We start from the raw sequence: 19,082 nt of genomic DNA on the forward strand, positions 1-19,082 counted from the left end.
AGCGCGGGTTCAGACTTTTTCTTGAGATGCCGGACTCTTTGTCCACTTTTCATCGACCTTATCGACCGGCTGGCCCGCAGGGAAACACATCATGGTCATATACCAATTTTGCGCGCGGGTATCGCCGCTGTAGGCGATGCCATAAACATCATAAATACCGTCCGGGGAGGGGTGGGTATATTTATCGTTTTCCACCAGAGCAGGCTTATACAGCGTGTTCTGATCCAATTTCACCTGACCGTTAAGCAAAATATTTGGGTTAATCAAACATTTCAGAGTCACCCCTGCGTTAGTCGATGTCTGGGGGCGGCCAATCAGGCCATTTTGGCTGTTAAGGTTTATAGGTGGATGCGCTTTCTCGGTATTGCTGTAGTAATCCAGCCTGTCGTTCGACAGCTTCCAGCTAGCTTTGCAAAGTTCTCCGATTTGATCGAGATAGCTGCTGACCTTGCCGTGAAAGGTATATCCTCTGGGAAACTTTGTTTCCGGCAAAGGAGGCAGCCTGCCAGGAAAGATACCAAAGGGTTTCAGCGCCCCCGCAGCAAGCTGGTACATATCCTTGACCGTATACCCTTTTGCGAGAGTGGCACTCAGTACCGCCGAGGTTAGCGCTTCATGTCCATCCATCGCCTGAATTAATAGCCAGTCATCAACGGACGTTTCTCGCCCCGTCATCCAAATGCGAATATCGCCGCTGAAAATAACCCCAAAGTTCATGCCGTCTCGCGCCCCCCACTCGGCCGGGTCAACGATCCTGACTTTTCCCACTTCGCTACTGTTTACTATTGGCTCTAAACCGTTATACCCCGCTATCAGCCGAATTTTGGTGAACTCCTTCTGCGCAATACGGTTTACGCTATCCGGCGCGAGGTTGTAGATTTTGACTTCAGCCGTTTTTGGCGAGCTCCCGGTGTGCCATTCCACTTTAAATGTCACTTTAAAATTCGAAAGAGCAATACCGCTTCCATCTTCCTTCAGTAGTTGCAGTTCAAAGTGCCGTGACCAGTTATCACTCATTACCCCCTCCTAGTCTGCAGTTATGAAGTAAAGATGGCTGGTATTTCCAAGAGTCGTCTTGCCCGGACAAGTCTGAGCTTCATCATCAGATACCACCCATAACCCACCGCTAAAACCAAGCCACGCATAAGGCGCAAGTAAATCAACGCCAGTCACCAGCGGAATGCCATTTACCAGAGGCTGACTATTACTGTTCAGGATATCTAATACCCAACCAGCGCTATCCCGGTAGAGCAAACGCATACGCAGTGACTGGCCGGCGAGCTGGATGGAAAAAATTTGGTTATCCGCGCTCAGGGGAATTTCTACAATCGACATAGCTTTTCCTTACTTGCTGGCGGACGGCGGTACAGGCGTGATCTTTCCGCTACCCATTGGAGTAGTAACGACTTTTTCACCTTTATTCCCCACCGAAGCCGTCGTTACTCCTTTCTCCATTTCATTTTTCCCTGCCGCTGGCAAAGCTTCCGTTGCGGTCATTAAGACCTCACTGAGTACCAGCTTGCAGCCAAGAACGTTTTCAGATTTACCGGCCGTAGTCACCGTAATCGTCTTGAGTAGCATGTTGGAATAGGAGCGGCGGCGGGTCATAACCCGGAAAGGCTCGGCTTTAGCCTGCAAGTCGAGCAATTGCTGGTAGATTTGTGCCGGGCTCGACCCAATACCGAGATTAAAGGCAGTTGTGTTGGCAAAGTCGACGAACGAGCCACCGGCTCTGAAAAAACAATCAATATTCAATTCAGAAGGCTGTTTCCAGGCATGATCGCTGATGTCAGGGCCAAATTCGACGGGATGAGAAGCTATTTGCAGCGTATCGGTATGAAGTTCATTGACGACAACATCCGGGATTAAAAATCCGGCGAGATTCGTGCGAGGCTGAAAGTAAGCGCCCAAAATATCCATTAGCTCATCCTCGGAGAGTAACCCTGCGCTAGTTGAGAGTTGACGTTAAACTGCCGGTTCTGCGTCTCTTCTGCCGCAAGGTGAGGGTCTGATACGCCATTAACAACAATATGTGTATTACTGTTAATGATGGGTGAGTGTGTCGTGCTGACATTCGCCGTAGAGAAGTCGCTGAATGTGGCATCGCGAGCCGTATTAGCCGCATCCCCCGGTAGCATCATCGATAGCGGGTCGGGCTGACTCAGGTTGTTAACCGCGGCAGGGAGCCGACGGCGGGTATCTTTCTTTTCCTGGTTATTGAACCAGTCTTTTACAAAAGAAGCCCCGGCAACCGCTTTGTCATCCAGATAGCTGAACGTACTGTCGACCATTTTGTAGGCAGGAGTTCGGGTGACACTACTGACTACCAGCTCTTTGCCAATGGTCATTGCCTCGGACCATTTCCCCTCCTTCAGGGCATTGATCAACATGCCCATCTGCCGGAACATTTCTTCCAGCGCCTTAAACTCCTTCATTAGCCCTTCAAAAATGGTGCTAATTGACCATTTACTAAAGTCGATACCCAGCAAATCACCCAGCGAACTGCCCAGTGTTTTAATGGTGTTGCCGAGAGAGCTAATCATCGAGGTTGCAAGGTCAAGAACCGGTTTCCATGCCCCCCAATCAATCAGGCTTTCCCCGCCATCCCGCCACTTCATATAGTCGTCATAGAGCAGCCCGATAGAAGCGGCAAGCGCCAGCACTAAGCCTATAGGCGAGGCCATAAAAGCGGTATTCAGGCCGTACCAAATAGCAATCATTCCGCCAACAGCGCCAATCACCGTTTGGGTTGAGTCGTCCAACAGCTGCCACCACTCAATAATTTGTGTGATCCAGCCGATAGTGCCGTTAATTGCGCTGCCAACCACGTTTGCCACGTCTCCCACCACGGCGATAACTTGATTAAACGTAGGTTCAATTTTCGGGAAGCTAACCAAAATGGTGTTGGTGAGGGTGTCAAACGGAGCAGCAAGTTTTTCGGCAAGCCCGGCACCGGCTTTTTCCCGCAGCACATCGAACACGGTTTCCAGCCGGTAAAGTGAAGCCTGGTAATGTTCCGACTGCTTAGCTGCTGCATCGGCGTCAAAATTCAGGCCACCGCTTAGTTGTTGATACTCTTCGGCATAGAACGGCTTTAGTTCCGCCGTCGCACCTGCTTGCTGAGTGGCATAGCTCTGGGCACGAAACTGTTTAAGGTCAATTCCCTGGGCTTTCGCAAGGATACTGTCGGCTTTGAGATCGCTTGTCAGTCCGTCAAAAAAATCGGCCACCTTTTCAATGGCCGAGGTTATTTTTGCTCCCACGCCGGGAAGTTTCTCAATAAGCTTCCCGAGTGAGTCAAAAGGTTGCGTACTATCGCTCATTTTCCTCTCTCCAGCGCATGACACTGGCCTTGTTTTCGGCCTGCATCTCGAGGTAATCGTTCATTAACGCGATGTCGTAGAGATCTACTGCACCACTTTTGAGATCCTGCCAGTTGAGTGCAAAGACCTCCGCCGGGCGGAGAATGTAATCTTCCCCTCCCGGAAGGGTGTCGAGCGTCAGGCTGCTGCCGGGTCCGGGCTTTGGCCGCCGGGGAGTTCTTGCAAAAAATTTCCCAGAGAGTCCGCCACCACCCGGGCTACCAGCTGCAACAGCGTCATCAGATCGATATCATCAAACGACAACGATCCCTGATTAAAGACCGTAATCCAACCTTTCATATGCTCACGAGTGACGACCGCAAGGCACGGATAGAGAATGGCATTGCAGTCATCCTCGCTGAGGTCGGCAAGCGTGCGGGCTATTTTTGGCAGCACGGTTTCAAGGGCGTTACCGCCCTCCTTACCCTGTAAGCTGCGAAAATCGCTAACCACGCCAGCTAATACCGGCAGCAGTTTGCGCGCCACGTTTAGCTGCTCGAACACGCTCAGTTTGCCAATGCGGTAATTCACCGCTTTCAGGGTAATTTCCATGCGTCAGAACTCCCCGAGGAATTGGTCGATTTTGCCGCAGTCAAACTTCCAGTCCATGCTGCCAGCATCTTTGCCGTTGCTGTTGCCAGGCAGCTGAGAGAACGCCACGCTGCGCGCTGTCAATACATCGCCGGAGGCGCTATTACGCACCACAATGGTGTTATTTCCCCACAGAGAAGCGGAAAGCGTCTGTGCGTTATAGGCCTGCATCAGCTTTTTATTCACCGGTGAGGTTTTCATCAACGTAACGGTGATAGTGCCGTTTTTAGCCGGAGAGAGGTTGTGCATAACCTCCCCGTCAATCCCAACCGTCATGCTGTTTTTAGGCCCGGCCATGTCTACTTTAATTCCGGCATCCCCGTTGGCGCTGCCCGCGCCCAAATCAATAACGCCGGTCGGCCCAACAAGAGAGGCCGTCACATCCATAAAAGAATAAGTACCCATTTAAATCTCCTTAACGAACAACATTGATTTCAACATCGGCGAAGTGCACGGCACCCGCCAGTTTGCAGGCCACCTGAATCACCGGGGCTTTACGCGCTTCACGGTCGGACTGAGCCTGAGAGGCAATCGCCGGCGCATACACGTAGTAGCCTTTGCTCAGCGTGTCGCCCGCGGCCAGTTGGCCGATATCGGAGCCATTCCAGATACCCGGTGCAATAAGGCCGTTGGTTACCGCCTGAGCCATAGAATGCTCGACGTTGCTCACAAGACGGGTGACGCCTGCATCGGTTTGCGGGATTTTGGTGGTGCTGGTGTAAAGCAGGTTATAGAGGTTGGTCTGCACATAATTTTGCAGCCAGTCGAGCCCGTGCCGCTCGTCAATAAAGCTGCCGTTGCTCATCACGCCTTCCTGGATAATGGCGGTGTCGTTGTTGTAGTTAACAAAGACGTTGGCATTTTTCGTACCGAGCGCATTCGCCTGGCTTTGCGTCAGGGATTCCGAAGTAATACCCGGTTCCTGCTTAAATTTCAGGGTAATGGTGGTGTTATTGCCGTTGAAGTTAACGGTGAACGCGCGGCCAAACAGCGAAGCTGCAGCAAACGGCGTGGCGCTGGAATACTGGCTAAAAGTACGGGCAAATTTCGCCGCTTTCAGCTTGCTAAAGATGTCGGTGCTGTCGTTAGCATCCAGCGCTTTGGCGTTGGCAGAGGTGTGGCCGAAAATGCGCGAAACATTATCGCCTTCAATGACGGCAGCGACAGCCAGAACCTGTTCGTCGGTGAGGGCGTCGTCGGCAATGACCAGGCCATACCAGTCGGTGGAATGCCCGCTCAGTGCAGACACACACTCGGCGATGGTTTCGCCAGCCTTGCCTTCGCCGCCGTCTTTAACCCAGCGGCCAATGAACAAATCGGCGGGCTGAGGTGACTGCTGATAGTAAAGGCTTGCCGCTTTGTACTCAGGTGCATCGAGGCCAAAATCGGCAGCGACTGCGCTGAGACTTGAGTAGGCGCGCATACGCTCTTTGATGTCGATAACGTCGCTGCCGCCGATAACAAGCAGGGCGCCGTAATTGCGGGACTGTGCCGCACGCGGCGCCATATTCACCGTCACGCTGACAATGTTTGATACAGGTAAACCCTGTGACATAGCTTATTCTCCAATGATGTTTACTGTTGATGAAAGAAGGGAACGAATACCGTAACGCCTTGCGATATCGCGCTTCAGCGCCACGGTAAGGGTGTAGCGGCGTAGCCACTGGTTGTTGATAAATTCAGGGTCCGGCGTTAATTCACCGCAGTGGCAAAAAGTCAGGTGCAGCAGGTTCAACTCAGCATTGTTTTGTGCAACGCAAAGCCCATCACGGAACAGGGCAGCAACGGCCTGAGCGCCTGGGCCATAAAAACCGCAGGTAACATCGACGGACTCCGTTTGCCGGAGAACGTCCTGCTGCTCATCGTGAGTCTGAAAACCCGGAGCATCGGCCAGCTTTACTGTGGTAAAAAAGTCGCACCAGGTAATACCGGCTTTCGGGGTAGCCGGAGGAGGATCGCTCCACTTCGCCATCACCATTTCTGCAGGCAAACCCGACACGCCGACTATCCAGGCGGCTAAATCAGAGTCCAGCGCCTCGTCATAATGGGGGGCAGTTCCGAGGGGAGTCAGATAACCCGAACGAGTGCTATCGTTCATTTATTTCTCCAAAGAAAAGCCGCCCGCAGGCGGCTGAAACAGGGCTTACAGCCCTTTGCTTTTGAGGCGTGCAACATGCTCGACGAACAATTGAACCGGGTCGGTGTTATTAGCTACCACGCCCGCCAGCTGGTTAATGGCGTCAACGTGATCCATCGAATAGTCGGAACCAATCACTTTGCCGAGGTGGCTGCTGTAGCGGCCGACCAGACCGTCGTTCTGGAAGCGCTCATTGGTGAAGAGGATGGAGAAAGCCAGCATCGCGACGTGCAGCGGATCGAGGTTGTTGGCGCCCTGATGCAGCGGGTTGTAGTCGATGATGCCGCTCCAGGAGTAGTAATAGACGCCGTTAACCAGCTCTTTACCCTCGCCGCCCCACTCCGCCGGCAGACCCTGCGGATATTTTTTGTTAAAGGCCGCGACGCCCTCGCTGGTTAATGCCTCCAGCGCCTCAATGCCGGACTGCGGCAGGCGCGGAGAACCGGCCAGCGCGGAAAGTAGCTGGCCAAAGGCGGACATCGCCGCATTAGCGATAGACTCCGGCAGGCGGCCCGGCGTTAGCGCCAGACGCACCAGGTCGGCAACTTCAGAGCCGTGGTTTACCCCGTTGACCGAGGTCACAGAAGCAATCAGTTCCGGATGGGTAGCCGCAACGTAACGGCAGGCCAGCGGCCCCTGGCTGTGGCCAATCAGGTTAACTTTCGCCGCACCGGTCTCAGCCTGAACTTTGCGGACAAACTCTAGCAGCTGTTCGCCACGAAGTTCGTTGCTGTTTAGCGCGGAAAGCGTGGCGATGTAAACCTTCGCTCCTGCCTTTTCCAGCGCCTCTTTGATGCCGTAAAAATAGGGATAGATCCCACCGATTTTGTCGAAGCCAAGCAGGCCGTGAACCAGCACGATGGGGAACTTTAAGGATGAAGCTGACATATGAGTAACCTCTTTGACGTTGAAATAAAAAAGCCTCGCACTGCGAGGCTTATCGAAGGCACTGATTGCGGATGTACTCTTGCAGCCCCGCTAGCTGCTTGTTGCTCGTTTCGATCCGCTCCCTGAGACGGAAATAATCCCGTTGAGCGGCGCCAGTAAGTCCGGGGGAGGCAACATCATCCAGCCCGGTGGCGCTGGCGGAGCCAGGCATTGCTTTACAGGTGCCGTTGAGCCGCAGCCGCTGACTGCCAGCAGCCACATCACGCTGCAAATTTTCAATCGTGAGGCGGGCATGTATCATCTCCTCGCTATAGCGGGCATCCAGTTGGCTGATTTCCTGCTGCCGCATGCGCAGACTTTGTAAAGCGGCCTGCTGCTGAGCAAGCTGCTTCAGGGCTTCGTTTGCTTTCTGTTTTTGAGCGCCATATTGCTGCTGAAAAAACCAACAACTGACGATAAGCAGGGCAAATGCAGCCGAGAGCATGGTCTTTAATCCTTTCACTTTTTCCCCTCCTGCCAGTTGCAGACCTGGTATTCCACCTCGCGGCGGTTAACGAGCCCCCGCCACTGCCTGCCCCCGGCCAGCGTCCAACTTTTCAGCCCGGCACAAGCCTGCGTGTAGTCACCGGCGTTTAAAGCCCGCAGCAGAGACGAGCGCAGAAAAGCGGCGGTGCCTACGTTGTAGGTAAAGCTAATCAGCGCCGCTTTCTGGTATTCGTTAACGGGAACCTTTATTGCCTGCTCTACTGCGCGAGCGGCGGGCTGCAAATCTCTATCAAGCAGCGTTTTGCATTCAGCGGGGGAATAGGTTTTAGCGGGAGAGATGTCTTTCCCGGTATGCCCGTAGCAAACGGTAAGCACGCCCGCCACGTCGTAGTAAGGCGTATAACGTACGCCCTCAAGCTCGGGCAGCATCACGCTGGCTATCGTCAGAGCGCCCGCCCCCGATAAACCCAAAAGTGCCTTTCTCAGTCCGGGAGAGAGAGCCATTAATTACCTGCCTTTTTCACTACCTCGCTGACTGCCCTGATAATTTCAATCTGCTCGGCTCGGTTAAGGGTATGCAAGTCATCCACCAGCGCCTGGAGGATGCGGGTGCGCTTCTGGTCTTCAAGATGCTGGCGGTGCGCGTCCAGCCTGCCGCCCAGCCACGAAGCTATTGAAATCAGTACACTCATCAGCCCGAATATCATGTAGACCATATCCTGTGTCGTGATACCCAGACCGGCGGCAAGCGCCGCAAGCCACGCAGAACATTGCGTGACCAGATTCGCTGGTTGGTCATTCATGGGGGTAAACCTTCGGTTGAAGTGTCGAACTACTGGACAAGTAAGGATGAAATGCGGAGTTAAATAAGCGCTATTGATTTGCCGCGCCGGGTTTGCTTCCCGGTCGCGCTCGGTAAACCGGCCTCATTAGCGGGGCCAGCCTGATAAAGTTTTCTTTGTTTCGCATCCAGCTGATTGCGCAGTAGCTGGTAATGCTCCGCCTGCTGGATGATATGCAGGCCGTAAATGTTAATCACCTCCAGCGCCTTATCGGGGCGGCTGCCGGGCTTGCGATTTAAAGTGAGAATGGGTCGCGCATCGGGTTTTGCCCTCACCCCCACCAGAAGCGGGTTTGCGGCTTTCCAGACGGCCTGCTTTGCCTCGCGCCGCTGGCGGCGACGTGTCTGTGCGTCCATACAACCTCCTGTCAATCAACTTTGGTGATACCTTATTGATATCCCAAAGCTTATTGCTTTGGTGTATGCGCCCTTTTTCAGGGCCTGATGTTAAGGAGCGTTCACTTACCTGTGAGTCGGTGCGTCCTGCCGATGAATTGATATTGAACCACAAGTACGAACCAGTCAAGAACCAAAAGTACGAAATATTTCAAAAAAAACGGATTTAGCAATTAACTATTGATTAATAATAAGATTATTTTTAGATGGCTCTGTATTCGAGTGGCGGCAAGAGAGCCGCCTCAGAAGTTTACTCAGGCCAGTGACTAAAGCTGGAGAGCGCAGCCAACACGGCTGCGGCTTGTAGGATGCGCTATTTCAGGCGTGGCGGCGTATCGCGTGGCTATACATCACCCGGCCGATGATTTTGAGATGCTGTTCATTCTCTTCGCTAATTCGCCAGTCCGCATATTTGGGGTTGTCGGAGCGAACCAGCAGGCTGTCGTGGGTCATTTGCAGACGCTTGACCAGCAGTTGGCCTTTATAGAGGAAGACATAAATTCCGTCGCCGTCGAAATAGTCTTTCGCGATATCGACAAAGATATAGTCACCCAGCTCGATGGTGCCGGACATACTATCGCCGGTGACGGTAATCACCTTGATTGTCGAGGCAGGACGATGGCCGAACAGCTCCAGCGCCTCCTGGCTGTCGTAAACAATATGATTGATGGTTTCGGTAACTTCACTGGAGATAAGCCGCCCCGGCCCCGCGCTGGCTTCGATATCCAGCACGTCGATACGAAAGCCCTGCTCTTCCGGCTGCCGAAATTCGTAAACCACCGCATCCTCAGCATGAACGGCAAGATCGCGAGCCTCCGGCGAATAAGCGCCTTCGCTGCCGTGTTGTAACCACAGCACGTCGGCATGGAGGAAGGTTGCAAGCTCGTACATCTTATCCTGCCTCGGGATCGACTCGGCGTTGAGCCATTTACTTACCGCCTTAGAGGAGACGCCCAGCGCGCGCGCTATTGCCATACCGCGCCCAAATTCATCGAGGTTTGCTTCGCTGCAGGCCTGCGCCAGCCTGCGGGAAAAAGCTTCGCGCAGTTGTTCTCTCTGTACCATAAGTACGATCCCGGTGGAGTTATCATGACCAATAGTTCAAGTCTACCACGTACTGAAAGTACGGGAAGCAGAAAACGTAAAGGCTCAGCATCATTGGGGATGTTTTGCTTTTGTGGTAAAGTGCGCGCCATCGAAATTTCCGTGCGGTAGAGAATGCATTCATTGAACAAAACACTGTTTAAATATACATGCATTTTTGATTTTACCAGCGGGAAACGTGAAAATATCTTTTTGACCGGCAGGACGGGTAAGGCAAGGCACTGAAATGGCACTATTAATTACGAAGAAGTGTATCAACTGCGATATGTGCGAGCCGGAGTGCCCGAACCAGGCTATTTCGATGGGGGAAGCTATCTACCAGATAGATACCGACCGCTGCACCGAATGCATTGGCCATTATGAAACGCCGACCTGCCAAAAAGTTTGCCCTATCCCGGGCACAATCATCGGCGATCCGGCGCATAAAGAAAATGAAGAGCAGCTTTGGGATAAATTTGTGCTGCTCCACCATGCCGATAAGCTTTAGCTTTCGATTATCACCGTCGCGCAGGCGTAATGGCGCTCGTCGGCAAGCGTTACGTGTACCGACCGCACGCCCATTTCCTTCGCCAGCCTTTCGGCCTCTTCCCAGAAACGCAGCTGCGGTTTACCCAGCGGGTCGTTAAACACCTCGAACTGATTAAACGCCAGCCCGTTGCGGATCCCGGTGCCGAAAGCTTTCGCTGCCGCCTCCTTCACCGCAAAACGCTTCGCGAGGAAACGAACGGGCTGCTGATGAGCCTGATATTGCGCCCATTCGTTTTCGCTCAACACGCGCTTTGCCAGCCGGTCGCCGGAGCGGGAGATGACGCCTTCAATGCGTTCAATCTCCACGATATCGGTACCAAGGCCAAGGATCGCCATTAACGACGCGCTTCCAGCATCAGGCGTTTCATTTCCGCCACGGCTTCTTTCAGGCCGCTCATCACCGCTCGCCCGATAATGGCGTGGCCGATATTCAGCTCATACATTTCAGGAATACGGGCGATAGCCTGCACGTTGTGGTAAGTCAGGCCGTGCCCGGCGTTAACCTTCAGCCCTTTAGAAGCTGCATAAGTAGCCGCTTCGGCAATACGCGCCAGCTCTTTAGACCGGGTCGCTTCGTCTTTCGCATCGGCATAGCAGCCGGTGTGAATTTCGATATACGGCGCGCCAACCGCAACGGCAGCATCGATTTGCGCATGGTCAGCGTCAATAAACAGCGAAACCAGAATACCCGCGTCGGCCAGGCGTTTACAGGCATCGCGCATTTTGTCCAGCTGGCCAGCCACGTCAAGCCCGCCTTCGGTAGTCACTTCCTGACGCTTTTCAGGCACCAGGCAGCAAAAATGAGGTTTCGTCTCGCAGGCGATAGCAAGCATCTCTTCGGTGACGGCCATTTCGAGGTTCATGCGGGTGTCGAGGGTTTCGCGCAGCACGCGGACGTCTCTGTCGGTGATATGGCGGCGATCTTCACGCAAATGCACCGTGATGCCGTGCGCTCCGGCCTGTTCTGCGATAAACGCAGCCTGGACCGGGTCCGGGTATGCCGTGCCGCGTGCGTTACGCAGGGTAGCGATATGATCGATGTTGACGCCTAACAGTAATTCAGCCATGACAATCCTCAGAGTTCGCAGACAGATGCCGGGCAGTTTACACCTGCCGGGGAAAGCGTGGCTACAGGCGGTGATTACTGTGAGCTATCCGGGGATTCAGGTGGCGATTTTTTCGGCACAAACTGGCGGAACAGTTCGCGGCTTTTAAGCGGCTTACCTTGCAAATAAGGTTTGAGCGCCATACGGGTGAAGCGTTTTGCGGCACGGAGCGTATCACCGTCCGGAAATTCACGCTCGGCCAGCGCCCTCAGATGGCGGCCGGTAAAACTGTTATGGCCAATGACCACGCTGGCGATAAAGCCTTTTTCTTCCCGATAAGTGTAGGTCATGGTGTCGCTGACCTCTTCCCCGCTACCGGCGCAGTGGAGAAAGTCCACGCCGTAGCCAAGATGCCCCAGCAAAGCCAGTTCAAAACGACGCAGCGCAGGCTCCGGCGTGCCTATGGTGCCAGCCAGCGCCTGAATACAGTGAAGGTAGTCGAAGAAGAGTTCAGAGAAACGGGTCTCCTGCTCCAGCACGCGAGCCACCAGCTCATTAACGTACAGGCCGCTATAGAGAGAAATACCGCTTAGGGGAAGTGCCAGCGAGACAGCTTCGGCACTGCGCAGCGTTTTGACTTCGCCGCGCCCGCCCCAGCGAACCAGCAGAGGGGTAAAAGGCTGTAACGCCCCTTTGAGGTTAGAGCGTTTCGAACGCGCGCCTTTGGCAATCAGGCGGACGCGCCCGGACTCTTCGGAAAACAGGTCGAGCAGAAGGCTGGTTTCGCTCCAGGGGCGACTATGCAGGACAAAAGCCCGTTGCCAGCCTTCCATGTGATTAACTCAGGTCGTCGGTATAACCGAGGCTACGCAGCGCGCGCTCGTCATCGGCCCAGCCTGATTTCACTTTAACCCACAGCTCAAGGTGAACTTTGGCTTCGAACATCTCTTCCATATCTTTACGGGCTTCAATGCCGATGGTTTTGATTTTGGCGCCTTTGTTGCCAATGACCATCTTCTTCTGCCCTTCACGCTCAACGAGGATCAGCCCGTTGATGTCGTATCCGCCGCGTTCGTTGGTAACAAACTGTTCAATTTCAACGGTGACGGAGTAAGGCAGTTCGGCCCCCAGGAAACGCATCAGTTTTTCACGGATGATTTCTGACGCCATAAAGCGCTGGGAACGGTCGGTAATGTACTCTTCCGGGAAGTGATGGATTGCTTCCGGCAGGTGCTTACGAACGATTCCGGCGATGGTGTCAACGTTCATTCCGGTTTCAGCAGAAATCGGCACGATGTCGAGGAAGTTCATCTGGCTACCGAGGAACTGCAGGTGCGGCAGCAGAATGCTCTTGTCCTGAACGTTATCAACCTTATTTACCGCCAGAATAACCGGCGCACGGCTATCACGCAGCTTGTTAAGCACCATCTCGTCGTCCGGCGTCCAGCGGGTGCCTTCAACCACGAAAATAACCAGCTCAACGTCGCCGATAGAGCTGCTGGCCGCGCGGTTCATCAAGCGGTTGATGGCGCGCTTTTCTTCCATGTGCAGCCCCGGGGTATCGACATAAATAGCCTGATAAGCCCCTTCGGTATGGATACCCATAATGCGGTGACGCGTGGTCTGCGCCTTACGCGAGGTAATGGAAACTTTCTGCCCAAGCAGCTGGTTCAGCAGCGTGGATTTGCCGACGTTCGGACGGCCAACGATGGCCGCGAAGCCGCAATATGTTTTTTCTTCGCTCATTCCAGCTCCAGCTTTTTAAGCGCCTGCTCAGCTGCAGCCTGTTCCGCTTTACGGCGGCTCGAACCAGTCCCAACGACCGGCTCAGGCAGGCCACTCACCTGACAGTGAATGGTAAATTCCTGATCGTGCGCTTCACCACGAACCTGCACCACCAGATAAGACGGCAGCGGCAGATGGCGACCCTGCAGATACTCCTGCAGACGCGTTTTAGGGTCTTTTTGCTTGTCGCCCGGACTGATTTCGTCGAGACGGGTCTGATACCAGGAGAGGATCAGACGCTCAATGTTCTGGATATCGCTGTCGAGGAAAATGCCGCCGATTAATGCTTCAACGGTATCGGCAAGAATCGACTCACGGCGGAAGCCGCCACTTTTCAGCTCACCCGGCCCAAGACGCAGACACTCACCCAGCTCGAATTCACGAGCGATTTCAGCCAGCGTATTACCGCGAACCAGCGTCGCACGCATACGGCTCATATCGCCCTCGTCTACACGAGGAAAGCGATGATACAGCGCGTTAGCGATAACATAACTGAGAATGGAGTCACCCAAAAACTCAAGACGCTCGTTGTGTTTGCTGCTGGCACTACGGTGGGTTAATGCCTGTTGCAACAGATCCTGATGTTGAAAAGTGTAGCCCAGCTTACGCTGCAGCCTATTTATTACGATGGGATTCATGCGATACCAAAATTAATGAATGCGTCAACTATTCAGCACACGGAACAGACCTGAGAAACAAACCAACGCTGTTTCGTGTGCCGTGGCTCCCTTTCGGGAGCCAACCTTTAAAAGCGGGATTATTCTATACACAACGACAGGGGATGTCGTTAGTTTGTGGGATTTAATTGCTTAATGAATGCCGCCAATCCGATTCAAACGAACACCCGTTGGCCATTCGCCTTCCTGTTTCTCGAAACTCATCCAGATAGCTGTCGCTTTACCGACCAGATTTTGCTCCGGAACGAATCCCCAGTAACGGCTATCGGCGCTGTTATCGCGGTTGTCACCCATCATGAAATAATGACCCGGTGGCACAATCCACGTTGCCAGCGGCAGGCCGGACTGCTGGTAATACATTCCCACCTGATCCTGAGCAATCGGCACGGTCAGAATGTTGTGAGTGACGTCGCCCAGCGTCTCTTTACGCTCGCTCAGGCGCACGCCGTCATCACGGGTCTGGTCTTTGGGCATCTGGAAGAAACCGGAGGTCGCTTCGCTGCCGTTACGGCGGGCAAAGGTCTGCACAAAATCACTGGCTTCCACATTGGAATAAGTGATTGGCAGCGCATTATCACAGGCCTGGCCGGAACTGCAGTTCGGCTGAACGGTCACTTCCTTGGACTGCGGATCGTAGCTTACGCGGTCGCCCGGCAACCCCACCACGCGCTTGATGTAATCCAGACGAGGATCTTCAGGATATTTAAATACCGCGATGTCACCGCGTTTAGGGTGCCCGGTTTCAATCAAGGTTTTCTGGTAAATCGGATCTTTAATTCCGTAGGCAAATTTCTCTACCAGAATAAAATCACCGATTAACAGCGTTGGCATCATCGAACCTGATGGGATCTGGAACGGCTCGTAAATAAATGAGCGCACCACCAGAACAATAGCCAGCACCGGGAATACCGAAGCGCCGGTTTCCAGCCAGCCCGGTTTAGGGCCGACCTTTTTCAGCGTCTTTTTGTCCAGCGCGTCACCGGTGGCAGCCTGAGCTGCCGCCTGTTTTTCACGACGTTTTGGCGCAAAGATAAATTTATCCAGACACCATAAAATGCCCGTCACCAGCGTGGCTACCACGAGGATCAAAGCAAACATATTCGCCATGCCAACTCCTTAGATTATTTGCCGTCTTTGCCGACATGCAGGATGGCGAGGAACGCTTCCTGAGGCAGTTCGACGTTACCGACCTGCTTCATACGCTTCTTACCGTCTTTCTGTTTCTGCAACAGCTTTTTCTTACGGCTTACGTCACCGCCGTAGCATTTTGCCAGTACGTTTTTACGCAGCTGTTTCACCGTCGAACGCGCGATGATGTGGTTGCCGATGGCAGCCTGAATCGCGATATCGAACTGCTGGCGAGGGATCAGATCTTTCATCTTCTCCACCAGCTCGCGGCCGCGATACGGGGCGTTATCGTTGTGCGTAATCAGCGCCAGGGCATCCACGCGGTCGCCGTTTATCAGTACATCAACGCGCACCATGTTGGAAGCCTGGAAACGTTTGAAATTGTAATCCAGCGACGCATAGCCACGAGAAGTCGACTTCAGGCGGTCGAAGAAGTCGAGCACCACTTCCGCCATCGGGATTTCGTAGGTCAGGGCAACCTGGTTCCCGTGGTAAACCATGTTGGTCTGCACGCCACGTTTTTCGATGCACAGCGTGATCACGTTGCCGAGGAATTCCTGCGGCAGCAGCATGTGACATTCGGCGATAGGTTCACGCAGCTCTTCGATGTTGTTCAGCGCAGGCAGCTTGGACGGGCTATCAACGTAGATAATCTCTTTGTTGGTCGTCTGCACTTCGTAAACTACCGTTGGCGCGGTGGTTATCAGGTCGAGGTCATACTCACGCTCCAGACGTTCCTGGATAATTTCCATGTGCAACAGGCCGAGGAAGCCGCAGCGGAAGCCGAAGCCCAGCGCAGTGGAGCTTTCTGGCTCGTAGAACAGGGAGGCGTCGTTCAGGCTGAGTTTGCCCAGCGCATCACGGAAGTTTTCGTAATCGTCAGAGCTGACCGGGAACAGACCGGCATAAACCTGAGGCTTAACTTTCTTAAAGCCGGGCAGCGCTTTGTCTGCCGGGTTGCGGGACAACGTCAGGGTATCGCCTACCGGCGCGCCCAGGATGTCTTTAATCGCACAAACCAGCCAGCCAACTTCCCCGCACTTCAGTTCGGTACGGTCAATTTGCTTCGGTGTGAAGATGCCCAGACGGTCAGCGTTATAGACCTGGCCGGTGCTCATTACTTTTACTTTATCGCCCTTGCGCAGGGTGCCGTTTTTCACACGGATCAGGGAGACAACGCCGAGGTAATTATCGAACCAGGAGTCGATGATCAACGCCTGCAGCGGCGCGTCCGGGTCGCCCTCAGGTGCCGGGATGTCGCGCACCAGGCGCTCTAAAACGTCAGGCACGCCCACGCCGGTTTTCGCGGAGCAGCGCACCGCGTCGGCCGCGTCGATACCAACAATGTCTTCAATCTCTTCAGCCACGCGCTCAGGGTCAGCGGCAGGCAGGTCAATCTTGTTGAGAACCGGAACTACTTCCAGATCCATTTCCATGGCCGTGTAGCAGTTTGCCAGGGTCTGAGCTTCAACGCCCTGCCCGGCATCCACCACCAGCAGCGCGCCTTCACAGGCCGCCAGCGAGCGGGAAACTTCATAGGAGAAGTCAACGTGCCCCGGGGTGTCGATGAAGTTTAGCTGATAGGTCTCACCGTCTTTGGCTTTGTAGTCGAGCGTGACGCTCTGCGCTTTGATGGTGATACCACGTTCACGTTCCAGATCCATGGAGTCCAGAACCTGAGCCGCCATTTCGCGGTCGGACAGGCCGCCGCAAATCTGGATGATACGGTCAGACAGCGTCGATTTACCGTGGTCGATGTGGGCAATAATAGAAAAGTTGCGTATGTTCTTCATAGTTAGAGGTTTTTATGCCTTACAAATGGCCTGTGAGCTCGGCGCTTCGCGCAGTACGGAGCAGGATGTCAGTGACTGTCTTCTGCCTGAAACGCCGCATTCTACACTACAACCAGAAAGCGAGGAAACTGCTCATCCTGCAAGCTTAGTTAAGCCGTAGGCAGGATGTGCAAAGATATGTCAACCAGAGGGAAATTACGGGTTTTCAGCCGGGGGAGTTGAGGTGTCGACGCGTAATGCATCCGGGCCAAGCGCAACGCTCAGGATAACCGGCTGCCAGCTTTCACGGCTGCTGAAGCGCTGTGAAACGCCTCGCGCAATCAGGAAGCCGCCCACGCCGCCCAGCAGCGCCCCGGCCATAGCAGCGAGGTTGGTGCTAAACAGCGTCTGGAACAACGCGGAACAGAGGAATAACCCGACCAGAGGCGACATATAAACCAGCAGAGCGGAACCCAGCAGGCTGCCTTCGGCAATGCCCAGTTCAACTTTCTGCCCCGCCACCAGCGGCTGCTCGCTTGGCACCGACAGCAAATGGCTGGTTTGCGGCCCGAGCTTATTCAGTACCCGGGTGCCGCAACCCGAACGCGAAGCGCAGCTGCTGCAAGAAGCCTTGACGTCGCAGTGCAATAAAGCCTCGCCGTTTTCCCAGGAGACAACGGTCGCCCACTCTTTAATCATGGCGTCGCCCCGTTGAATTTAATGCTGTCGGTAATACGTTTGGCCGTTTGCGGAGGTAACTCGCCCACAACGGTAATTTCCGTTTTATCCCGAATTTCAGTATTCACGGTGCGGCGGCCGGTGCGTACCATCTGATCGCCATTGGTGCTGGCAGCCGGCGCCTGGCTGACGTTCACCGAGAAGCTGAACAAACCGTCAGAATAGAGGCGAGACTCAATCGGCACGCCAACGGTCGGCAGCGGCCTGCGGCTGCTGGAAACTTCACTGAACCCCTGCGGCAGCCAGGACGGCGCCCATGAGAAGTTAGCTTTCTCCGCGCCCGGCACAGACAGCAGCGGCGGCAGAGTAGCCTTCGACAGGTTCTGCATCAGGCTGCTGGCCTGGTTCTCTACGGAGAACGAAACCACCCGGAATTGTTCCAGCGTTTCGCCATCGCGATCCAACAGATCGACGCGCAGCGGCAGCTTGGTTTCAGTATCGATCCAGACAATATAGTTATAACGCGTTCCGTCTCGCGCAACGACGCGAATTACCTCGCACAGGCGATCGGCAATACGCGTGCGCCCGACGGAGATAAAGTCGTAATACGGCGTTAAGCGCTTGAAGTCGGTATAAACGATGGACGGAAGGGAGTCGACGATGTAGTCCCCGGTGAGCGTGAACGGCTCAAGCCCGGGTTCAAAATAGCTTATCTCGTTGCCGCGCTGAACCACTTCCCTGCGCGGGCCATCCATTTGCAGGAACTGGGCAAGCGGGCGGTTATCAAGACGCGCGTGGCGGTAACTAAGAGACTCAATCCCTTGTTTACTGATATTGATAAACGCCAGCTCATAGTTGAGTGACTGACTTGCCTGGTTCATCTGCTGCAACAACGCCCCGGACGAAACAGTGTCCGCCGAGGCGCTGGAGGTGAACAACAGGCTGCCTGCCACTAAAGACAGGGCACACCAAAGTTGCTTCATTACTGCGATTGCGTTCCTAAAGTTTGGTTTCCTGGCACTTGCACAGCGGCCTGCTGGGTTTGCGCCTGTTCAAACTGGAGCTGCTCGGAGTGTAAACGACGCTGCAATTCATAATCCTGCAGCATAGCGTTAATACGACGACGCTGTTCCTGTACCTGCTGACTGCTGCTGCCGTTGCTGGCAGTTGCATCAGACGGTACGCCCAGGCTTACCGGGCTGGCTTTGCCCATCATCGGCAGCGTGTTAAATACCGGAGTTTCCGGCTGAGCAGCACCATCAGACTGGCCGTTATAGTGCTGTACGCCGACGATAACCGCAAGCGATACGCATGCAGCAACGCCCATCTGGGTTAGCTGGCTCGCCCACGGACGCACCTTGTGCCAGAACGGCATTTTCTGCCATTGCTGAGGCTGCGGCTGTGATTCGGCAATCAGCGGCGCGACTTTGCGCACTGGTTCATCAGCGATAGCCGCCATCACTTTGGCAGAAATATCGAAATGAAGAATGTCACTGGTATCTCCGCGCATCGTGTCGCGGATGAGATGGTAGCTCTCCCAGCTCTGCTGTAGCGTCTGGTCTTGCGACAAACGGTTAAGCAGCTCGCTATCGAGAGATTCGCCATCCATTAAAGCGGAAAGTTGTTCTTTCTGCATGCCTAAATACCCTTCCAGTAATCCGCT

26 protein-coding genes are annotated in these 19,082 nt (G+C 54.2%); 1 reads left to right on the forward strand and 25 read right to left on the reverse strand.

Going from position 1 to position 19,082, the window contains the following annotated elements; genetic code table 11:
* Positions 1–9: 9 nt before the first annotated feature.
* From HMPREF0201_RS16015 to HMPREF0201_RS16080, 15 genes are all read right to left on the reverse strand, one after another.
* The gene (locus HMPREF0201_RS16015; RefSeq protein ID WP_016537797.1) at positions 10–1,017 is read right to left on the reverse strand and encodes a hypothetical protein; all 1,008 of its coding nucleotides are present in this window, start codon (positions 1,015–1,017) and stop codon (positions 10–12) included.
* Between the two features lie 9 nt (positions 1,018–1,026).
* Complete coding sequence (locus tag HMPREF0201_RS16020) at positions 1,027–1,335, reverse strand: phage baseplate plug family protein (RefSeq protein WP_016537798.1); 309 nt, start codon at positions 1,333–1,335, stop codon at positions 1,027–1,029.
* 9 nt (positions 1,336–1,344) lie between these two features.
* The gene (locus tag HMPREF0201_RS16025) at positions 1,345–1,920 is read right to left on the reverse strand and encodes a phage baseplate protein (protein ID WP_016537799.1); all 576 of its coding nucleotides are present in this window, start codon (positions 1,918–1,920) and stop codon (positions 1,345–1,347) included.
* Positions 1,920–3,323, reverse strand: coding sequence for a phage tail tape measure protein (locus tag HMPREF0201_RS16030; RefSeq protein WP_016537800.1), 1,404 nt, complete (start codon positions 3,321–3,323; stop codon positions 1,920–1,922). Before HMPREF0201_RS16030 ends, HMPREF0201_RS16025 begins: the two co-directional genes overlap by 1 nt.
* Positions 3,313–3,387, reverse strand: coding sequence for a DUF6889 family protein (locus HMPREF0201_RS23545; RefSeq protein WP_392397300.1), 75 nt, complete (start codon positions 3,385–3,387; stop codon positions 3,313–3,315). Before HMPREF0201_RS23545 ends, HMPREF0201_RS16030 begins: the two co-directional genes overlap by 11 nt.
* Positions 3,388–3,500: 113 nt before the next feature.
* Entirely contained in the window at positions 3,501–3,914 is a 414-nt protein-coding gene (locus HMPREF0201_RS16035) for a phage tail assembly chaperone (RefSeq protein WP_016537801.1), read from the reverse strand.
* Between the two features lie 3 nt (positions 3,915–3,917).
* Entirely contained in the window at positions 3,918–4,358 is a 441-nt protein-coding gene (locus tag HMPREF0201_RS16040) for a phage structural protein (RefSeq protein ID WP_039898659.1), read from the reverse strand.
* Between the two features lie 10 nt (positions 4,359–4,368).
* Complete coding sequence (locus tag HMPREF0201_RS16045; protein ID WP_039898661.1) at positions 4,369–5,508, reverse strand: DUF3383 domain-containing protein; 1,140 nt, start codon at positions 5,506–5,508, stop codon at positions 4,369–4,371.
* 3 nt (positions 5,509–5,511) lie between these two features.
* Positions 5,512–6,051, reverse strand: a complete 540-nt coding sequence (locus HMPREF0201_RS16050) for a phage neck terminator protein (RefSeq protein WP_016537804.1) — start codon at positions 6,049–6,051, stop codon at positions 5,512–5,514.
* A 45-nt stretch (positions 6,052–6,096) separates the two neighbouring features.
* On the reverse strand, positions 6,097–6,978 hold the full coding sequence (locus HMPREF0201_RS16055) for an esterase/lipase family protein (protein ID WP_016537805.1): 882 nt from the start codon (positions 6,976–6,978) through the stop codon (positions 6,097–6,099).
* Positions 6,979–7,027: 49 nt separating this feature from the next.
* Positions 7,028–7,480, reverse strand: a complete 453-nt coding sequence (locus HMPREF0201_RS22915) for a lysis protein (protein ID WP_016537806.1) — start codon at positions 7,478–7,480, stop codon at positions 7,028–7,030.
* Positions 7,477–7,968 carry a lysozyme gene (locus HMPREF0201_RS16065; RefSeq protein ID WP_016537807.1) on the reverse strand — a complete coding sequence of 164 codons (492 nt, stop codon included), beginning with the start codon at positions 7,966–7,968 and terminating at the stop codon, positions 7,477–7,479. Before HMPREF0201_RS16065 ends, HMPREF0201_RS22915 begins: the two co-directional genes overlap by 4 nt.
* Positions 7,968–8,267, reverse strand: a complete 300-nt coding sequence (locus HMPREF0201_RS16070; RefSeq protein WP_016537808.1) for a hypothetical protein — start codon at positions 8,265–8,267, stop codon at positions 7,968–7,970. Before HMPREF0201_RS16070 ends, HMPREF0201_RS16065 begins: the two co-directional genes overlap by 1 nt.
* Positions 8,268–8,326: 59 nt before the next feature.
* Positions 8,327–8,662 (reverse strand): antitermination protein N, encoded by a 336-nt coding sequence (locus tag HMPREF0201_RS16075; protein ID WP_016537809.1) that lies wholly within the window; start codon positions 8,660–8,662, stop codon positions 8,327–8,329.
* Positions 8,663–9,019: 357 nt separating this feature from the next.
* Positions 9,020–9,766 carry a LexA family transcriptional regulator gene (locus HMPREF0201_RS16080; RefSeq protein WP_016537810.1) on the reverse strand — a complete coding sequence of 249 codons (747 nt, stop codon included), beginning with the start codon at positions 9,764–9,766 and terminating at the stop codon, positions 9,020–9,022.
* 265 nt (positions 9,767–10,031) lie between these two features.
* On the opposite strand from HMPREF0201_RS16080, the gene HMPREF0201_RS16085 reads away from it, so the two are divergent.
* Positions 10,032–10,292 (forward strand): YfhL family 4Fe-4S dicluster ferredoxin, encoded by a 261-nt coding sequence (locus HMPREF0201_RS16085; RefSeq protein WP_016537812.1) that lies wholly within the window; start codon positions 10,032–10,034, stop codon positions 10,290–10,292.
* On the opposite strand, the gene acpS is transcribed toward HMPREF0201_RS16085, so the two are convergent.
* The 10 genes from acpS to rseA all read right to left on the reverse strand — a co-directional run bounded on the left by acpS (position 10,289) and on the right by rseA (position 19,055).
* Positions 10,289–10,669 carry a holo-ACP synthase gene (gene acpS / locus HMPREF0201_RS16090; RefSeq protein ID WP_016537813.1) on the reverse strand — a complete coding sequence of 127 codons (381 nt, stop codon included), beginning with the start codon at positions 10,667–10,669 and terminating at the stop codon, positions 10,289–10,291. The genes HMPREF0201_RS16085 and acpS overlap by 4 nt on opposite strands.
* A complete protein-coding gene (gene pdxJ / locus HMPREF0201_RS16095) occupies positions 10,669–11,400 on the reverse strand; it encodes a pyridoxine 5'-phosphate synthase (protein ID WP_016537814.1) in 732 nt (243 codons plus the stop codon). The genes acpS and pdxJ overlap by 1 nt, the downstream gene beginning before the upstream one ends.
* 74 nt (positions 11,401–11,474) lie before the next feature.
* On the reverse strand, positions 11,475–12,212 hold the full coding sequence (recO, locus tag HMPREF0201_RS16100) for a DNA repair protein RecO (protein ID WP_016537815.1): 738 nt from the start codon (positions 12,210–12,212) through the stop codon (positions 11,475–11,477).
* Positions 12,213–12,216: 4 nt separating this feature from the next.
* Positions 12,217–13,125: a GTPase Era gene (gene era, locus HMPREF0201_RS16105; RefSeq protein WP_016537816.1), complete on the reverse strand. Its 909-nt coding sequence runs from the start codon at positions 13,123–13,125 to the stop codon at positions 12,217–12,219.
* Positions 13,122–13,802 (reverse strand): ribonuclease III, encoded by a 681-nt coding sequence (gene rnc / locus HMPREF0201_RS16110; RefSeq protein ID WP_039898663.1) that lies wholly within the window; start codon positions 13,800–13,802, stop codon positions 13,122–13,124. Before rnc ends, era begins: the two co-directional genes overlap by 4 nt.
* 171 nt (positions 13,803–13,973) lie before the next feature.
* A complete protein-coding gene (lepB, locus tag HMPREF0201_RS16115; RefSeq protein ID WP_016537817.1) occupies positions 13,974–14,948 on the reverse strand; it encodes a signal peptidase I in 975 nt (324 codons plus the stop codon).
* Between the two features lie 14 nt (positions 14,949–14,962).
* Positions 14,963–16,762, reverse strand: coding sequence for a translation elongation factor 4 (gene lepA / locus HMPREF0201_RS16120; protein WP_016537818.1), 1,800 nt, complete (start codon positions 16,760–16,762; stop codon positions 14,963–14,965).
* A 195-nt stretch (positions 16,763–16,957) separates the two neighbouring features.
* Positions 16,958–17,440 carry a SoxR-reducing system protein RseC gene (rseC, locus tag HMPREF0201_RS16125; protein ID WP_016537819.1) on the reverse strand — a complete coding sequence of 161 codons (483 nt, stop codon included), beginning with the start codon at positions 17,438–17,440 and terminating at the stop codon, positions 16,958–16,960.
* A complete protein-coding gene (gene rseB / locus HMPREF0201_RS16130; RefSeq protein ID WP_016537820.1) occupies positions 17,437–18,402 on the reverse strand; it encodes a sigma-E factor regulatory protein RseB in 966 nt (321 codons plus the stop codon). The genes rseC and rseB overlap by 4 nt, the downstream gene beginning before the upstream one ends.
* Positions 18,402–19,055 (reverse strand): anti-sigma-E factor RseA, encoded by a 654-nt coding sequence (gene rseA, locus HMPREF0201_RS16135; protein WP_016537821.1) that lies wholly within the window; start codon positions 19,053–19,055, stop codon positions 18,402–18,404. Before rseA ends, rseB begins: the two co-directional genes overlap by 1 nt.
* Between the last annotated feature and the right edge of the window lie 27 nt (positions 19,056–19,082).

The organism is Cedecea davisae DSM 4568 (assembly GCF_000412335.2).
GTDB lineage: Bacteria > Pseudomonadota > Gammaproteobacteria > Enterobacterales > Enterobacteriaceae > Cedecea > Cedecea davisae.

Bases quoted from the DNA above. Each gene is read 5' to 3' on its own strand.
- HMPREF0201_RS16015 (WP_016537797.1), bottom strand. From the start codon at position 1,017: ATGAGTGATAACTGGTCACGGCACTTTGAACTGCAACTACTGAAGGAA.
- HMPREF0201_RS16020 (WP_016537798.1), bottom strand. From the start codon at position 1,335: ATGTCGATTGTAGAAATTCCCCTGAGCGCGGATAACCAAATTTTTTCC.
- HMPREF0201_RS16025 (WP_016537799.1), bottom strand. From the start codon at position 1,920: ATGGATATTTTGGGCGCTTACTTTCAGCCTCGCACGAATCTCGCCGGA.
- HMPREF0201_RS16030 (WP_016537800.1), bottom strand. From the start codon at position 3,323: ATGAGCGATAGTACGCAACCTTTTGACTCACTCGGGAAGCTTATTGAG.
- HMPREF0201_RS16035 (WP_016537801.1), bottom strand. From the start codon at position 3,914: ATGGAAATTACCCTGAAAGCGGTGAATTACCGCATTGGCAAACTGAGC.
- HMPREF0201_RS16040 (WP_039898659.1), bottom strand. From the start codon at position 4,358: ATGGGTACTTATTCTTTTATGGATGTGACGGCCTCTCTTGTTGGGCCG.
- HMPREF0201_RS16045 (WP_039898661.1), bottom strand. From the start codon at position 5,508: ATGTCACAGGGTTTACCTGTATCAAACATTGTCAGCGTGACGGTGAAT.
- HMPREF0201_RS16050 (WP_016537804.1), bottom strand. From the start codon at position 6,051: ATGAACGATAGCACTCGTTCGGGTTATCTGACTCCCCTCGGAACTGCC.
- HMPREF0201_RS16055 (WP_016537805.1), bottom strand. From the start codon at position 6,978: ATGTCAGCTTCATCCTTAAAGTTCCCCATCGTGCTGGTTCACGGCCTG.
- HMPREF0201_RS16065 (WP_016537807.1), bottom strand. From the start codon at position 7,968: ATGGCTCTCTCTCCCGGACTGAGAAAGGCACTTTTGGGTTTATCGGGG.
- HMPREF0201_RS16070 (WP_016537808.1), bottom strand. From the start codon at position 8,267: ATGAATGACCAACCAGCGAATCTGGTCACGCAATGTTCTGCGTGGCTT.
- HMPREF0201_RS16075 (WP_016537809.1), bottom strand. From the start codon at position 8,662: ATGGACGCACAGACACGTCGCCGCCAGCGGCGCGAGGCAAAGCAGGCC.
- HMPREF0201_RS16080 (WP_016537810.1), bottom strand. From the start codon at position 9,766: ATGGTACAGAGAGAACAACTGCGCGAAGCTTTTTCCCGCAGGCTGGCG.
- HMPREF0201_RS16085 (WP_016537812.1), top strand. From the start codon at position 10,032: ATGGCACTATTAATTACGAAGAAGTGTATCAACTGCGATATGTGCGAG.
- acpS (WP_016537813.1), bottom strand. From the start codon at position 10,669: ATGGCGATCCTTGGCCTTGGTACCGATATCGTGGAGATTGAACGCATT.
- pdxJ (WP_016537814.1), bottom strand. From the start codon at position 11,400: ATGGCTGAATTACTGTTAGGCGTCAACATCGATCATATCGCTACCCTG.
- recO (WP_016537815.1), bottom strand. From the start codon at position 12,212: ATGGAAGGCTGGCAACGGGCTTTTGTCCTGCATAGTCGCCCCTGGAGC.
- era (WP_016537816.1), bottom strand. From the start codon at position 13,125: ATGAGCGAAGAAAAAACATATTGCGGCTTCGCGGCCATCGTTGGCCGT.
- rnc (WP_039898663.1), bottom strand. From the start codon at position 13,802: ATGAATCCCATCGTAATAAATAGGCTGCAGCGTAAGCTGGGCTACACT.
- lepB (WP_016537817.1), bottom strand. From the start codon at position 14,948: ATGGCGAATATGTTTGCTTTGATCCTCGTGGTAGCCACGCTGGTGACG.
- lepA (WP_016537818.1), bottom strand. From the start codon at position 16,762: ATGAAGAACATACGCAACTTTTCTATTATTGCCCACATCGACCACGGT.
- rseC (WP_016537819.1), bottom strand. From the start codon at position 17,440: ATGATTAAAGAGTGGGCGACCGTTGTCTCCTGGGAAAACGGCGAGGCT.
- rseB (WP_016537820.1), bottom strand. From the start codon at position 18,402: ATGAAGCAACTTTGGTGTGCCCTGTCTTTAGTGGCAGGCAGCCTGTTG.
- rseA (WP_016537821.1), bottom strand. From the start codon at position 19,055: ATGCAGAAAGAACAACTTTCCGCTTTAATGGATGGCGAATCTCTCGAT.